General features: G+C 65.9%; 12 protein-coding genes. 6 read left to right on the top strand and 6 right to left on the bottom strand.

The window, feature by feature from the left end; genetic code table 11:
- Window positions 1–22 precede the first annotated feature (22 nt).
- The gene (locus tag G7Z99_RS07350; protein WP_181092915.1) at window positions 23–478 is read right to left on the bottom strand and encodes a DUF721 domain-containing protein; all 456 of its coding nucleotides are present in this window, start codon (window positions 476–478) and stop codon (window positions 23–25) included.
- An 880-nt stretch (window positions 479–1,358) separates the two neighbouring features.
- On the opposite strand from G7Z99_RS07350, the gene secA reads away from it, so the two are divergent.
- The 3 genes from secA to G7Z99_RS07335 all read left to right on the top strand — a co-directional run bounded on the left by secA (window position 1,359) and on the right by G7Z99_RS07335 (window position 6,619).
- Complete coding sequence (gene secA / locus G7Z99_RS07345; RefSeq protein ID WP_181092914.1) at window positions 1,359–4,097, top strand: preprotein translocase subunit SecA; 2,739 nt, start codon at window positions 1,359–1,361, stop codon at window positions 4,095–4,097.
- A gap of 124 nt (window positions 4,098–4,221) precedes the next feature.
- A complete protein-coding gene (gene argJ, locus G7Z99_RS07340; protein ID WP_181092913.1) occupies window positions 4,222–5,439 on the top strand; it encodes a bifunctional glutamate N-acetyltransferase/amino-acid acetyltransferase ArgJ in 1,218 nt (405 codons plus the stop codon).
- 235 nt (window positions 5,440–5,674) lie between these two features.
- Window positions 5,675–6,619 (top strand): Nudix family hydrolase, encoded by a 945-nt coding sequence (locus tag G7Z99_RS07335; protein ID WP_181092912.1) that lies wholly within the window; start codon window positions 5,675–5,677, stop codon window positions 6,617–6,619.
- Window positions 6,620–7,061: 442 nt separating this feature from the next.
- On the opposite strand, the gene G7Z99_RS07330 is transcribed toward G7Z99_RS07335, so the two are convergent.
- Genes G7Z99_RS07330 through G7Z99_RS07320 form a run of 3 tightly spaced genes read right to left on the bottom strand, consistent with a single transcriptional unit; the run spans window position 7,062 to window position 10,612 of the window.
- Window positions 7,062–7,628: a cob(I)yrinic acid a,c-diamide adenosyltransferase gene (locus tag G7Z99_RS07330; protein WP_181092911.1), complete on the bottom strand. Its 567-nt coding sequence runs from the start codon at window positions 7,626–7,628 to the stop codon at window positions 7,062–7,064.
- A 1-nt stretch (window position 7,629) separates the two neighbouring features.
- Window positions 7,630–9,657, bottom strand: coding sequence for a sensor histidine kinase (locus G7Z99_RS07325; RefSeq protein ID WP_181092910.1), 2,028 nt, complete (start codon window positions 9,655–9,657; stop codon window positions 7,630–7,632).
- Window positions 9,658–9,694: 37 nt separating this feature from the next.
- On the bottom strand, window positions 9,695–10,612 hold the full coding sequence (locus G7Z99_RS07320; RefSeq protein ID WP_181092909.1) for a putative 2-dehydropantoate 2-reductase: 918 nt from the start codon (window positions 10,610–10,612) through the stop codon (window positions 9,695–9,697).
- A gap of 104 nt (window positions 10,613–10,716) precedes the next feature.
- On the opposite strand from G7Z99_RS07320, the gene G7Z99_RS07315 reads away from it, so the two are divergent.
- From G7Z99_RS07315 to G7Z99_RS07305, 3 genes are all read left to right on the top strand, one after another.
- Window positions 10,717–11,202 (top strand): YajQ family cyclic di-GMP-binding protein, encoded by a 486-nt coding sequence (locus tag G7Z99_RS07315; RefSeq protein WP_181092908.1) that lies wholly within the window; start codon window positions 10,717–10,719, stop codon window positions 11,200–11,202.
- A gap of 112 nt (window positions 11,203–11,314) precedes the next feature.
- Complete coding sequence (locus G7Z99_RS07310) at window positions 11,315–12,157, top strand: mechanosensitive ion channel family protein (protein ID WP_181092907.1); 843 nt, start codon at window positions 11,315–11,317, stop codon at window positions 12,155–12,157.
- A 150-nt stretch (window positions 12,158–12,307) separates the two neighbouring features.
- Entirely contained in the window at window positions 12,308–13,570 is a 1,263-nt protein-coding gene (locus tag G7Z99_RS07305; RefSeq protein WP_181092906.1) for an MFS transporter, read from the top strand.
- On the opposite strand, the gene G7Z99_RS07300 is transcribed toward G7Z99_RS07305, so the two are convergent.
- Window positions 13,571–15,118: an AmpG family muropeptide MFS transporter gene (locus G7Z99_RS07300; RefSeq protein ID WP_181092905.1), complete on the bottom strand. Its 1,548-nt coding sequence runs from the start codon at window positions 15,116–15,118 to the stop codon at window positions 13,571–13,573.
- 43 nt (window positions 15,119–15,161) lie between these two features.
- Window positions 15,162–15,515, bottom strand: a complete 354-nt coding sequence (locus G7Z99_RS07295) for an MGMT family protein (RefSeq protein ID WP_181092904.1) — start codon at window positions 15,513–15,515, stop codon at window positions 15,162–15,164.
- Between the last annotated feature and the right edge of the window lie 146 nt (window positions 15,516–15,661).

Raw genomic sequence — 15,661 nt, 5'->3', positions numbered from 1 at the left:
GGGGCGGCCTTTTTCGTTGGGGTCAGGGCTTGGGCGATGCGTGCTTGGCCAGGCGCTCCAAGGCCTCACGCAAACGCGGGTCGCTGATGCCCTCGGCCGAATCGCGAAGGCTGGTGGCGGCACCGTTGGACAGCACCATCGGCTGGCTGACCCGTGGCGCCGACACCAGGGGCGGCCTGACCTGGAAGCGGATCTTCTGCAGGTTGCCAAAGGCCTCGAGCACCTGAAGCTGGCGCTGCAAGCGCTTTTGCTGGTATCGCAGGCGCGTGGCCCAGTGCCCGTCGGTGACCACCAGCGACAAGACGCCGTCGCGCCAGGCCGCAATATGGCAATGGGCACGTGCCGCCGGCTGCAACTGGCTTTCCAGCAGGCGTTGCAAGTGCGCCAGGCGCTGGGCCTGGTTCAGCAACAGCTTGAGCGGCCGCGCGCCACGCAGCAGTTCGGACGGTGGGCGGGCGGGGGAGGGCTTGTAGGCCATGGGATGGAGTAACCGACGTGGAAGTGGGGGTAGCTTATCAGACGGGGAGGTGGGAAGCGGAGCGGCAAGCTGAGCACTGCCTGCCTCGCGGGCAAGCCCGCTCCCACAGGATGGACTGGTCAGTAGGCTGATGCCTGGCGGTTGCTTGGAATGAGGGCCAGTAGGCTGATGCCTGGCGGTTGCCTGGAATGAGGGCCAGTAGGAGCTGGCTTGCCAGCGATAGCGCCCGATCAGGCGGTGCCTGCCTCGCGGGCAAGCCCGCTCCCACAGGATGGACTGGTCAGTAGGCTGATGCCTGGCGGTTGCCTGGAATAAGGGCCAGTAGGAGCTGGCTTGCCAGCGATAGCGTCCGATCAGGCGGCGCCTGCCTCGCGGGCAAGCCCGCTCCCACAGGATGGACTGGTCAATAGGCTGATGCCTGGCGGTTGCCTGGAATGAGGGCCAGTGGGAGCTGGCTTGCCAGCGATAGCGCCCGATCAGGCGGTGCCTGCCTCGCGGGCAAGCCCGCTCCCACAGGATGGACTGGTCAGTAGGCTGATGCCTGGCGGTTGCCTGGAATGAGGGCCAGTAGGAGCTGGCTTGCCAGCGATAGCGCCCGATCAGGCGGCGCCTGCCTCGCGGGCAAGCCCGCTCCCACAGGATGGACTTCATTGATCGGCGTCAGGCTCTCCGCTCACCGCTTTTTCCTCGCACCTTGAACTCCCCCGATTCGTCCCTATCTTACAAGGGCCCCGTCACAGCGCTGTGCCAGTATCGTGGACATCCGCCACTTTCCTCACCATCGTTTCCGGGTAGAATGCTCGTTCGCATGCGGCCTCCGGCTGCACGGGCGACTTCACGGGGCCGCCCTCCATCCCCACGTGTGGAAGATCCTGCCGATATGTTTGCGCCTTTGTTAAAAAAACTTTTTGGAAGCAAGAACGAGCGTGAAGTCAAACGCATGCTCAAGACGGTGAACACCGTCAATGCCTTCGAAGAGAAGATGGTGGCCTTGTCCGATGAGCAACTGCGCGCCAAGACCGCAGAGTTCAAGGAACGCTTGGCCAAAGGCGAGACGCTCGATCAGCTGCTGCCCGAGGCGTTCGCCGTGGCCCGTGAGGCCGGCAAGCGCGTCATGGGCATGCGTCACTTCGATGTCCAGCTGATCGGCGGCATGACGCTGCACGAAGGCATGATCGCCGAGATGCGTACCGGTGAGGGCAAGACCCTGGTCGGTACCCTGGCCGTCTACCTCAACGCACTGTCCGGCAAGGGCGTGCACGTGGTCACGGTCAACGACTACCTGGCCAGCCGCGACGCCAACTGGATGCGTCCGCTGTACGAGTTCCTCGGCCTGACCGTGGGCATCGTCTCGGCCTTCCAGCCGCCGGAAGACAAGCGCGCCGCCTACGCCGCCGACATCACCTACGGCACCAACAACGAGTTCGGCTTCGACTACCTGCGCGACAACATGGCGTTCAGCCAGGACGAGAAATTCCAGCGTGAACTCAACTTCGCCGTGATCGACGAAGTCGACTCGATCCTGATCGACGAAGCCCGTACCCCGCTGATCATTTCGGGCCAGGCCGAAGACAGCTCCAAGCTGTACATCGAGATCAATCGCCTGATCCCGCGCCTGACCCAGCACATCGAAGAAGTCGAAGGCCAGGTGACCCAGGAAGGCCACTACACCATCGACGAGAAGACCCGTCAGGTCGAGCTCAACGAGGCCGGGCACCAGTTCATCGAAGAGATGCTCACCCAGGCCGGGCTGCTGGCCGAGGGCGAGAGCCTGTACTCGGCGCACAACCTGGGCCTGCTGACCCACGTGTACGCGGGTCTGCGTGCGCACAAGCTGTTCCACCGCAACGTCGAATACATCGTGCAGGATGGCCAGGTGTTGCTGATCGACGAGCACACCGGCCGTACCATGCCGGGCCGTCGCCTGTCCGAAGGCCTGCACCAGGCCATCGAGGCCAAGGAAAACCTCAACATCCAGGCCGAGAGCCAGACCCTGGCGTCGACCACGTTCCAGAACTACTTCCGTCTCTACACCAAGCTGTCGGGCATGACCGGTACCGCCGACACCGAGGCGTTCGAGTTCGCCCAGATCTACAGCCTCAACGTGATGGTCATCCCGCCGAACAAGCCGTTGGCGCGCAAGGACTTCAACGACCTGGTGTACCTGACCGCCGACGAGAAGTACGCCGCGATCATCGCCGACATCAAGGAAAGCATGGCCCAGGGCCGTCCCGTGCTGGTCGGTACCGCGACCATCGAGACGTCCGAGCACATGGCCAACCTGCTGGTCAAGGAAGGCATCGAGCACAAGGTGCTCAACGCCAAGTACCACGAGAAGGAAGCCGAGATCATCGCCCAGGCGGGCCGTCCCGGTGCGCTGACCATCGCCACTAACATGGCTGGCCGGGGTACCGACATCCTGCTGGGCGGCAACTGGGAAGCCGAAGTCGCCGCGCTGGACAACCCCACCGCCGAGCAGATCGCCCAGATCAAGGCCGACTGGCAGAAGCGTCACCAGCAGGTGCTGGAAGCCGGTGGTCTGCACGTGATCGCCTCCGAGCGTCACGAGTCGCGCCGGATCGACAACCAGCTGCGTGGCCGTGCCGGCCGTCAGGGCGATGCCGGTTCCAGCCGCTTCTACCTGTCGCTCGAAGACAGCCTGATGCGCATCTTCGCCTCCGACCGAGTGAAGAACTTCATGAAGGCCCTGGGCATGCAGTCCGGTGAAGCCATCGAACACCGCATGGTCACCAACGCCATCGAGAAGGCGCAGCGCAAGGTCGAAGGCCGCAACTTCGACATCCGCAAGCAGTTGCTCGAATACGACGACGTCGCCAACGAGCAGCGCAAGGTGATCTACCACATGCGCAACAGCCTGCTGGCGGCCGAGAACATCGGCGAGACCATCACCGCGTTCCGCCAGGAAGTGCTCGATGCCACCATCAGCCAGCACATCCCGCCCCAGTCGCTGCCCGAGCAATGGGACGTGTCGGGCCTGGAAGCCGCGCTGGCCAGCGATTTCGGCATCAAGCTGCCGATTCAGCAGTGGCTCGACGACGACGAGCGTCTGTACGAAGAGACCCTGCGCGAGAAGCTGCTGAGCGAGATCACCACCGCTTATCACGAGAAGGAAGACCAGGCCGGCGCCGAGGCGCTGCGTTCGTTCGAGAAGCAGATCGTGCTGCGCGTGCTGGACGACCTGTGGAAGGACCACCTGTCGACCATGGATCACCTGCGTCATGGCATTCACCTGCGCGGTTATGCGCAGAAGAACCCCAAGCAGGAGTACAAGCGCGAGTCCTTCACCCTGTTCCAGGAGCTGCTCGACTCGATCAAGCGCGACGCCATCCGCGTGCTCTCGCACGTCCAGGTCCGCCGTGAAGACCCTGCCGAGGAAGAGGCGCGCCTGCGCCGCGATGCCGAGGAGCTGGCCAGCCGCATGCACTTCGAGCACGCCGAGGCACCCGGCCTGGAAGAGCAACCGGTCGTCGAAGGTGAAGCCGTCGACACCGCCGTGGCCACCGCACCGGTGCGCAACGACCAGAAGCTGGGCCGCAACGAGCCGTGCTGGTGTGGCTCGGGCAAGAAGTTCAAGCACTGCCATGGCCAGATCGACTGATCAGGCCTGACAGCGCGACATCCCGCGACTGAACACTGCGCCGCGCCGGTTTCGACCGCCGCGGCGTTGTTCCTTCTACTGCTTCGTCTTACTCTGTGCGATCTATCTACCTAGGAGCGCTTTCATGGCTGTTGGTCTTGGTCCCCTGCCTACCTTGCACCCGGTTCCCGGTTTCGAACTCGGCATCGCTTCAGCGGGCATCAAGCGTCCCGGACGCAAGGATGTGGTCGTCATGCGCTGCGCCGAAGGCGCCAGCGTGGCCGGTGTGTTCACCCTCAACGCGTTCTGCGCTGCGCCGGTCATCCTGGCCAAGCAGCGGGTGCAGGGCACCGTGCGTTACCTGCTGACCAACACCGGCAATGCCAACGCCGGCACCGGCGCACCTGGCCTGGCCGCCGCCGAGCGCACCTGCGCGGCCCTGGCCGACCTGGCAGGCGTCGAGGCCAGCGCGGTTCTGCCGTTCTCCACGGGCGTGATCGGCGAGCCCTTGCAGGTGGAAAAGATCGAAGGCGCCCTGCAGGCGGCGCTGGATGACCTGTCGGAAGACAACTGGGCCGACGCCGCCACTGGCATCATGACCACCGATACCCTGCCCAAGGGCGCCAGCCGTCAGTTCCAGCACGAGGGCATCACCGTCACCGTGACCGGCATCAGCAAGGGCGCGGGCATGATCCGCCCGAACATGGCCACCATGCTCGGTTACATCGCCACCGACGCCAAGGTCGCCCCCGGTGTGCTGAAAGACCTGATGCTCGACGGCGCCAACAAGTCGTTCAACCGCATCACCATCGACGGCGATACCTCGACCAACGACTGCTGCATGCTGATCGCCACGGGCAAGGCCGACCTGCCGGAAATCACCGACGCCAGCGGCCCCCTGTTCGAGGCCTTGAAGGCCGCCGTGTTCGAGGTCTGCATGGAGGTGGCCCAGGCCATCGTCCGTGACGGCGAGGGCGCCACCAAGTTCGTCACCGTGCAGGTCAACGGTGGCGGCACTCATCAGGAATGCCTGGACGTCGGCTATGCCGTGGCGCACTCGCCGCTGATCAAGACCGCGCTGTTCGCTTCCGACCCCAACTGGGGCCGCATCCTGGCTGCCGTGGGCCGTGCCGGCGTACCGGAACTGGACGTCAGCCTGATCGACGTGTACCTGGGCGAAGTGTGCATTGCCAGCCAGGGCTGCCGCAGCCCGAGCTACACGGAAGAGCAGGGCGCCGCGGTCATGGCGCAGGAAGAGATCACCATCCGCATCGACCTGGGCCGTGGCGCGTGCAGCGAGACGATCTGGACCACCGACCTCTCCCATGAGTACGTGAAGATCAACGCCGAATACCGGACCTGATCGGTTCTCCTTCGCCCGTTCGCCGCCCGTGGTCCACGGTCGCGGCGACGGGCATCGGGCCTGTGGCCCGTCTGTCCCATCGTCTGTGCCATCCCAGGGAGTCTCCCATGCGCCATCACCTGACTGTCGGCCCTGCGCTACACACGCCTCATGCGCGTTCACCGCGGGCCGGCCGCCCGACGTCCTCCACGAACCTTGCCTCAGGCCCTGCCCAAGGCCGCCGGGAGGGCACGCAATGAAACGGATCCATGTCGCTGCAGCGGTCATCCGTGGCGAGGACGGGCGTATTCTGATCGCCCGCCGCGCCGAGACGCAGCACCAGGGCGGGCTGTGGGAATTTCCGGGCGGCAAGGTCGAGGAGGGTGAGGACGTCGGCGCCGCCCTGGGCCGCGAGCTGCACGAGGAGCTGGGGATTCGCGTGGTGCGCGCCAAGCCGTTGATCAAGGTGCGTCACGACTACGCCGACAAGCAGATCCTGCTCGACGTGCACGAGGTGGAGGCATTCGAAGGCGAACCCCATGGCGCCGAAGGTCAGCCTGTGGCCTGGGTGTCGCCCAGGGCGCTGGGCGACTATGCCTTCCCGGAAGCCAACAAGGCGATCGTCGCCGCTGCACGCCTTCCCGACCAGTACCTGATCACACCGGACGGGCTCGACGTGCCGGCGCTCCTGCGCGGCATCCGCCAGGCCGTGGCACAAGGCTGCAAGCTCATCCAGCTGCGCGCCCCGGACCTGTACGACCCCAAGTACCGGGACGTGGCGGTGGACGCCATCGGTCTGTGCGCGGGCAAGGCGCAGCTCATGCTCAAGGGGCCTCTGGAGTGGCTGGGCGATTTCCCGTCGGCTGGCTGGCATCTGACTGCGCAGCAGTTGCGCAAGTACGCGGCCAAGGGTCGACCGTTCCCGGTCGATCGCTGGTTGGCGGCCTCCTGCCACGATGAGGAAGAACTGAGCCTGGCGCGCCAGATGGGCGTGGACTTCGTGACGCTTTCGCCGGTGCAGGCGACCCAGACCCACCCTGAGGCGACCCCGTTGGGGTGGGAGATGGCCCAGCGGCTCATCGACGGGTGCGCACAGCCGGTGTTTCTGCTCGGTGGCGTGGGGCCGCAGGACAGCGCGCGTGCCCGTGAGATCGGCGCACAGGGCGTGGCGGGCATTCGGGCGTTCTGGCCGGCGGAGTGAAGACGCGCCTGCAGGTCGTGAGAGGCGCTACGGGCGACGGTTTGTGCTGACAGAGGGTGTGGACCCTCTCATAGAACATAAGTTAAATTGTTGATTTTAAATGAATTAGTTACAGAGCTTTGTGGGCCCTGCGGGCCCAATCGCGGCACAGGGGCCGCACAGGTGACCGCGATAGCCTGCAACCCCGCAGTGGGGCTACGGGTGTAGGAGCGGCCCCAGCCGGGGCGCCGGACCGGCCGCGATGGGCCGCAAAGCGGCCCTAAAATCGATTAGCAGTAAAGCCCCGGATCCTGCCAGCTATCGCCATGTTCTCTGCGCGACAGCGCGGCGCCAAGGCGGCGGGCGGACTCCCAAAAAAGGCGTTCTTCGGTCTGCCAGGCCTGAAAGGCCGTTCAGATGGTGTAGCGCTGTTTTGATGCCGGACCGGCCGCGACTGGGCCCCTCAACGCGGCGCCCGCTTCGCCGCCTGCCACAACACCTCGTCCACGCCCTGGCGCCGCCCGATGATTCGCGCGGCCACGAACAGCAGGTCCGACAAACGGTTCACGTAGGCCAACCCCACCCCGGCCAACGGCTCCACCTGATTGAGCTGCTGGCAACGCCGCTCGGCCGTGCGCGCCAGGCTGCGGCACACATGGGCCTGGGCCACCAGCGCCGAGCCGCCCGGCAGGATGAAGTTCTCCAACGGCCCCAGCTCGTCGTTCCAGTGGTCGATCGCCGCCTCCAGCCGCTCGACCTCAGCTGTGTCCAGTGCCTGGTAGCTGGGCATCGCCAGTTCGCCGCCCAGGTCGAACAACCGGTGCTGGCAGGGCGCCAGGACGTCGCTCACCTCGCTCAGGCCTGCGTCGGCCAGGCCGGCCAGCAACAGGCCGAGCTGGCTGTTCAGGCTGTCCACCTCGCCGATGGCTTCGATGCGGGGGTGATCCTTGGGCACGCGGCGGCCATCGCCCAGGCCGGTCTCGCCCTTGTCGCCGGTGCGTGTGTAGATCTTGGAAAGCCGAAAGCCCATGTCACGATTCCTCGGAGTCCGCGGGCAGCGCTGGCGTGCCCAGGGGCAGCCGCAGCGTGAAGCAGGTGCCCTGGCCAGGCGCCGAATGCACTTCCATCTGCCCTTTGTGATTGTTGGTGATGATGAAGTAGGACACGGACAACCCCAGCCCGGTGCCCTGGCCGATCTCCTTGGTGGTGAAGAACGGTTCGAAGGTGCGTTTGCGTACGGCCTCCGGCATGCCGACGCCATTATCCTCGACCTGGATCTCCGCCCAGGGCGGGTTGAGCCGTGTCCGCAGGATGATCCGTCCCGGCTCGCCGCCCTCGGGCCGTTGATGGATGGCCTGTGCGGCATTCTTCAGCAGGTTGAGCAGCACCTGTTCCAGCTCGTTCGCCGTGCAGGGCACCGGCCCCAGCTCAGGGTCGAACTGACGCACGATCGACTGGCCCTTGAAGTCGAAGCCGATGGTCAGGTCGAAATCGTTGCTCGCGATCTCCACGGCCTGGTCGATCAAGGCCGCCAGGTCGCAGGGCACCAGTTGCCGATCGCTGCGACGGCTGAAGTTGAGCATGTGCGTGACGATCTTGGCTGCCCGCCCGCCCGCCTGCTGGATGCCGTCGAGCAGTTGCGGAATGTCGCGCGCTTCCAGGTAGCGATGGATGTCGGCCAGGTCCAGCTGCAGCGCCTCGGCCTGCTCCAGGTTGCGCGGCAACTCGGGGGAGAGGCGGCGACGGATGTTCTGCACGTTGTGCACGATCGCGCCGAGCGGGTTGTTGATCTCGTGCGCCATCCCGGCGGCCAGGCCGCCCACCGACAGCATCTTCTCCGACTGCACCATCATCTCTTCCAGCGACAACCGCTGGGTGATGTCGTCGATCCGGATCACCACGCCACGGCCGCCACCGCCGGTCAGGGGGTAGAACGTCAGGGCATAGTGACGCGGCTCGTCGTGCTTGGGCCAGGTGACCCGCTCGATCTTCTCGACCCGATGCTGCTGCACGCTGGCCCTGAGCTGCGGCAGGAACGGCTTGAGCGGCTCGAAGGCGAGGAACACCGGTTGATTCAGCGCTTCGTCCAGGCGCGTGCCGGAGAGAGCCGTGGCTTCCTGGTTCCACTGGGTCACGTAGAGTTGCTCGTCGAGCGCGATCAGTGCCGACGGCATCGAGTCGATGATGCTGTTGAGGTAGTTCTGGAAACCGGTGAGCTTCTTTTCGATCTTGCTGCGCACCTGGACTTCCAGCTCCAGCTTGCGGTTGGTGTGGCGCGTTTCCTCGGCCAGCCCCTGGGCCTGGTCGAAGGCCGACTGGAACTCGTCACGGGCACGCTTGAGCTGCTGCTCACGCGCCTCGATGCGTGACAGCATGGTGTTGAAGGCCTGGGCCAGGCTGCCGATCTCGTCGTCGTTGCCGGGCCGGGCGCGCAACGCGTAGCTCTCTTCGCGGGTCACCTGGCGGCTGAGTTCTTCGAGCTGGTGAATCGGTTGGGTGACCAGGCGCTTGATCTGTCGGGCCACGACCAGCCAGAGCAGGACGCTGAAGACCAGGATGCCCAGGCTGGCGGTCAGGGTGCCGGTGTAGAACGCCGTGGGCAACTCGCTGCTGGCCACCAGCAACAAGTGCGACGGTGGGCTGCCAGGGCGTGGCAGGCGGACCAGCTGGGTGCTGCGGAACTCGGTCAGGCGCCAGGCCTCGACGTTGCGGTAGCGCTTGGGCAGGGCCAGTGGCTCGCCGTGCTGGATCTGCGCCAGCAGGCGCCCGTCGCTGCCGTAGATCGCGCCTGCGCGCAACGGAGCGTAGTCGTGCAATGTGTCGAGCAGCGCAGTGGCGGAGGCGGGCGATTCGCCCGCGCGCGCCGACAGCTGAGGGTTGGCGACCAGTCGCCCGAGGGTCTGCAGGGCCTGAGGGGCCATGCTTTCCTGGGTGATCCAGTAGGCCGCGCTGATGAAGGTCAGGTTGGCGACCACCAGGATGGTCACCAGCAGAACCAGCAAGGCCGCCAGCAGTTTCTGCCCGACCGGGAGGTTTTCCAGACGTTGGCGCAAGGTCATGGGCGTGGCACTGTCCGTCAAGGTGGAGGGCGGGCCGTCAGTCGATGGGCAGGCCGCGCGCCGTGAGGGTATCGACCAGGCGTCGGTGCAGGCGTTCCAGGCCTGGTAGCTGCAACCCGTGGTGCCGCGCCTGCTGGCAGGCGTACCCGAGCAGGTAGCGGTGCTCGGTACGGCGACCGTGCAGGACGTCTTGGTACATCGAGGAATAGTTGGCGGCGGTCGCGTCGATCACCTGCTCGACAGCCTGCAGCAAGCCCCTGGCCGCCTCGGACTGACCGCAGCGCTCGAGCAGGGCGGTGAGCGCTTCGCACAGCGCCGCCACCTCGTCGGCGTGCTGGCGCAGCCCCCCGTTGCGGCATTCCAGCAGCACCGTCAGCGGGTTGATCGCGCAGTTGATCGCCAGCTTGCGCCACAGGCGACCGAGGATGTCGCCGCTCCACTGCGCAGGGATGCCGGCCTGGCGCAGTTCGTCGAACCAGGCCGGGACCGTCGGGTCGAGCGGATCACCCAGCCAGTTGAGCCCCTGGCCGGCAAAACGCACCTGCCAGGGCGCTTCGCGAAAGGCACCCTCGGTGCTGGAGGCGAACAGGCAGCGCGCCTGGCCGGCCTGCGCGATCGCCTCTTGCTGGCTGCCCAGCCCGTTCTGCAGCAGCACCAGCTCGGCGCCTGGGGCCAGCCGTGGCCTGAGCCGCCGCACGGCCTCGGCCACGTCGTAGGCCTTGCAGGCCAGGATCAGGCGGTGGATCGGTTCATCGTGATCAGGCGTCTGCGCCGGCAGGGCATGGCGCGTCGTGCACGTGCCGTCGACCAGCGTGAGGCCGCCGGCGGCGCGGTAGGCGGCCAGGCGATCGGCGTCGCGCACGATCAGCCGGACCGGTTTGTCGGCCCGTGCCAACCGGCAGGCCCACAGCGTACCGAGGCTGCCAGCGCCGAGAATGTGCCAGGTGCTGCTCATCTGCGTTTCACAACCCGTTATAATCAGCGCACATTTTAACCCTCAATCCCCACGCGCTCCATCGTCGGTCTCGATGCGAGGGGCGCGCACATCTGGAGAGCAGCATGCCTTCGTTCGACGTGGTATCGGAACTGGACAAGCACGAGGTGCACAACGCGGTCGACAACGCCATCAAGGAGCTCGATCGCCGTTACGACCTCAAGGGCAAGGGCAACTTCGAATTCAAGGAAAAGGACAAGACCGTCGTGCTGACGGCCGAAGCCGAGTTCCAGCTTGAAGCGATGATCGAAATCCTTCGCCTGGCCCTGGTCAAGCGCAAGATCGACGTCAAGTGCCTCGAGGTCAAGGACGCCTATCCGTCCGGCAAGGAGATGAAACAGGAAGCGATCTTCCGCGAAGGCATCGACAAGGAGCTGGCCAAGAAGATCGTCGCCAAGGTCAAGGACGCCAAGCTCAAGGTGCAGGCGGCCATTCAGGGCGAGCAGGTGCGCATCACCGGCAAGAAGCGTGACGACCTGCAAGAGGCCATCGCCACCCTGCGCGGCATGGACTTCGAGATGCCGCTGCAATACAACAACTTCCGCGACTGAGGGCAGGCCGGGTCGGAACCTTGCCCGCCTGACACAGTCCACCGCTTCCCGAGGCCGCCGCCCCAAGGCGGCCTGTTTTTTTGTTCCTGACGCTCGATTCCGGGAGACCTACATGGATTTGAACGCCGAAGTGGACCATCTGGTTCGCACCTCGCAAAGCTGGATTCCCCTGATCGTGCAGTACAGCGGCCGCCTGCTGCTGGCCCTGGTAACGCTGGCGATCGGCTGGTGGATCGTCAACCGCCTGAGTGCCCGCCTGGGCAAGCTGGTCAGCCTGCGCCACTCCGATCCGGCGCTGCAAGGCTTCATCAGCACCCTGGCCAACATCATCCTGAAGATCCTGCTGCTCGTCAGCGTGGCATCGATGATCGGCATCGAGACCACGTCCTTCGTCGCTGCCATCGGTGCCGCGGGCCTGGCCATCGGCCTGGCGTTGCAAGGCAGCCTGGCGAACTTCGCCGGGGGAGTGCTGATCCTGCTGTTCCGTCCTTTCCGCCTGGGCGACTGGATTGAAGCGCAAGGTGTCAGCGGGACCGTCGACACCATCCAGATCTTCCACACCGTGCTGCGCACCGGTGACAACAAGACCGTGATCGTGCCCAACGGCAGCCTGTCCAACGGCATCATTACCAACTACAACCGTCAGCCGACGCGCAAGGTGGTGTTCGACGTCGGGGTCGACTACGACGCCGACCTGCAGAAGGCCCAGCAGGTGCTGCTCGACCTGGCCAAGGACCCTCGCGTGCTGCCTGACCCAGCCCCTGCCGCCGTGGTCTCGGAGCTGGGCGACAGCTCGATCACCTTGTCGCTGCGGGTCTGGGTCAACACGCCGGACTACTGGAGCCTGATGTTCATGCTCAACGAGCAGGTCCGCGACCGTCTGCGGGCCGAAGGCATCGACATTCCGTTCCCGCAGCGGGTGATCCGTGTGGTGCAGGAGCCGGTGGCGCAGTGATGCGAGGGTGAGCGGCAAGCGACAGGCGACAAGCTGAAGCAGGTGACCGACAGCTCGGTGCGTGTAGCGTGTAGCGTGTAGCGTGTTGCTTGTAGCCGGTGGCCCGTAGCCTGTAGCCTGCGCGCCACCTTCCTGCCTTCGAACCCCGTCATGACGCCTCTTCTGCACATCACCCCACGCCGCGCCCTGGGCTTCGGCCTGATCCTGGCGCTTTTCGAGCTCTTGACCTACCTGGCCAGCGACGCCGTCATGCCGGCGATGCCGGTCGTGGTCGCCGACCTCCAGGCCAGCCCCGACTACATCCCGCACGCGCTCAACCTGTACCTGCTCGGCGGCGTGGTGCTGCAATGGCTGATCGGTCCGCTGGCCGACCGTTATGGCCGGCGGCCCTTGCTGCTGAGCGGCTGCGCCTGTTTCGCCGTCGCCTGCCTGGCGACCTACTGGGTCCATGACATCGGTCTGTTCAACCTGCTGCGGCTGTTGCAGGGCATCGGCCTGGGCTTCGTCGTCACGGTCAGCTACCCCGCGCTGAACGAGGCCTTCAGCGAGGCCGACGCCGTGCGCATGATGGCGCTCCTGGCCAATATCGCCCTGCTGTCACCGCTGCTGGGGCCGCTGATCGGCACCCTGATGCTGCAATGGCTCGACTGGCGCTGGCTGTTCGTGGCGTTCGCGGCAGGGGCGGTGCTGACCTGGCTGGCACTCTACCGGCTGATGCCGGAAACCCTGGGGGTGGAACGCCGCGACGGGTCGCGCCTGCCGTTCACGCCGATCCAGGTGCTGCCGCTGGTGCAAGGCTATGGGCGCCTGCTGGCCAACCGTCGTTTCATCGCCGGCAGCGTGGCCCTGGGGCTGGTCAGCTTGCCGCTGATTGGCTGGATCGGCCTGTCTCCCGTGCTGCTGATCCACGATGAGGGCCTCAGCACCCTGGCCTATGCACTCTGGCAACTGCCGGTCTTCGCCGGGCTGATCAGCGGCAACCTGATCATCAACCGCATCGCGGATCGCTACCCGCTGCACCGGCTGGTGCAAGGTGCGCTATGGCCGTACCTGGCCGGCCTGCTGGCCATGCTGTTGGCGACGGTGGGGTGGCCGAGCGTGCTCGGCCTGGTGATCGGGTTGACGGTCTATGCCCTGGGCCTGGGGGTAGCCAATGCCGTGCTGTACCGGCTGACCCTGTTCGCCAGCGATCAGAGCAAGGGCCTGGTCTCGGCGATGCTGGGCATGATCACCATCGCGCTGCTGGGGGTGGGGGGCGTGCTGATGGCCATGCTCGGGGCCGGCGCCAGTCTGCTGCACTTCGCGGTGATCGCCAGTGTGGCCGGGGCCTTGGCCCTGTGGCCGCTGCGTCGGGTGATTCGCGACAGCCACCAGGCGCATGAACGCGCCGGGGCCGGGCCGACCACGCCCTGATCAGGGCGCGTCGGTGACCTGCGAATCGGTCAGCGCCTGCCTGCCACGACCAGCCTCCTGGTGCCAGTGCAGGGCGATCAGGATCAGGGTCGGCACCCCGAGCAGGGCGGTGATCAGGAAGAAGTTGTGGTAGCCGAGCTTTTCCACCATGACGCCCGAGTAGCCGCCGATCAGGCGTGGAAGCAGCAGCATGATCGAGCTGAGCAGGGCGTACTGGGTGGCGGAGAACTTCAGGTTGGTGAGGCTCGACAGGTAGGCCACGAAGGCCGAGGTCGCCAGCCCTGAGCTGAAGTTGTCCAGCGAGATGGTCACCACCAGCATCTCCAGGTTCGGCCCCATGTCGGCCAGCATCAGGAACAGGATGTTGGTCGCTGCCGATGCCGCGCCGCCGATGAACAGGATCGGCAGGATGCCGAAGCGCACGATCAGCAGCCCGCCCGCGCCTGCGCCGACCAGGGTCATGATCAGGCCGAAGATCTTGCTCACGCTGGCGATCTGGTCCTTGGTGAAGCCCTGGTCGATGTAGAACACGTTGGCCATCACGCCCATCACCGTGTCCGACATCCGGTAGGTGGCGATCAGCCCCAGCAGCAGCAACGCCTGCCAGCGATAACGCACGATGAAGTCGTTGATGGGCGTCAGCACCGGCGCCAGGCCGCGTCGACCCATGGAGGACAGGCAGGCCCAGGTCAGGCTGGTGTAGAGGATCGCACGCAGGAAGGCCCGGTCTTCGAGCAACAGGTCCAGCGGCGTGGCACTGCCGAAGACCATGCTGGCCCAGTCGGTGTTGAACAGCTGGGTGAACATCGCCGGCACCGAGACCAGCAGGATGATCAGCACGAACACCGAGGCCAGCTGATGGGTCAGGCCATAGCGCGCAGCCGACAGCTGGGTCTGCAAGGCGACCGGTGGCTCGCGCATCACCAGCGTGGTGAACACCGCCGGCAGCATGATCAGGCCGAACAGCACGTAGGTGCCGGTCCAGGCTTCGTGCAGGTAGCTGAAGCCGGTGGAGCCGAACCATTCGGCGAAGAACAGCGCACCGGCCGTGGCGAGCAGGGCAGCGATGCGGTAACCGGCCATGTAGCTGGCCGCCAGGGCCGCCTGGCGTTGATCGTCGGCGATCTCCAGACGGTAGGCGTCCACCGCGATGTCCTGGGTGGCCGAGGCGAAGGCGACCAGCACGGCCAGGGCGATCAGCCAGGACAGGTGCTTCTGCGGATCGCACAGGCCCATGCCGATCAAGCCTGCCACCACCAGCACCTGCGACAGCAACAGCCACGAGCGCCGCCGTCCCATGCGCCCGAGGACCGGCAAGCGCCACTGGTCGAGCAGCGGTGACCAGACCCACTTGAACGCATAGGCCAGCCCGATCAGGCTGGCGTACCCGATCGTTTCCCGGGCCACACCGGCCTCGCGCAACCAGACCGACAGCGTCGAAAACACCAGCATGTACGGCAACCCGGCAGCGAATCCAAGCAGCAGTAGCACCAGCGTGGACGGGCTGGCATAGGCAGCGAGCGCAGCGCGCCAGGTTTTACGGGGCATGGAGCAACATCTGCCTCAAGGTTGCGAAAACAAAGCGCGCACTCTAACCGCTGTGCTCCACCGGGCGCCAGCCATGGCGTAACATATCCACACGATTGTGCCGTACGGTCACGCCTTCGGCGCGCAGTCGCGCGCGTTGCTCGTCGCCCGAGACTGTGCCGCACGCCAGGCAGAGTCGACCGCCTGCCCCCAGCACGCGGTGCCACGGCAGGCGGGTGCCGTCAGGCAGTTGGCTCAGCGCACGTCCCACCCAGCGTGCGACCGGCCCCAGCCCGGCCAGGTCGGCCAGCTGGCCATAGCTGACCACCTTGCCGGGCGGTACCTGATCGAGCACCAGGAACAGTGCCATTCGTCGGGCATCCGCCTGCTCGGGGGTCAGGCTGCCGGCCCTGGCCATCAGGGCGACACCCGGTGGCGTAGCGACGGGCAGGGACGCTGGAACGAGATGAGAACGGAACTCAAGTGCATGAATGTGGTCTGTCCTTGCTTCAACGAAAGGTGGCTGGACGATGCCTGCCTTTGCTCACGAATCTAACCCGTAGT

This window comes from Pseudomonas entomophila (assembly GCF_013523165.1).
GTDB classification, from domain to species: Bacteria; Pseudomonadota; Gammaproteobacteria; order Pseudomonadales; family Pseudomonadaceae; genus Aquipseudomonas; species Aquipseudomonas entomophila_A.
The sequence above is the reverse complement of the archived record's forward strand: the minus strand, read 5'-3'. Positions and strand labels throughout refer to the sequence as shown.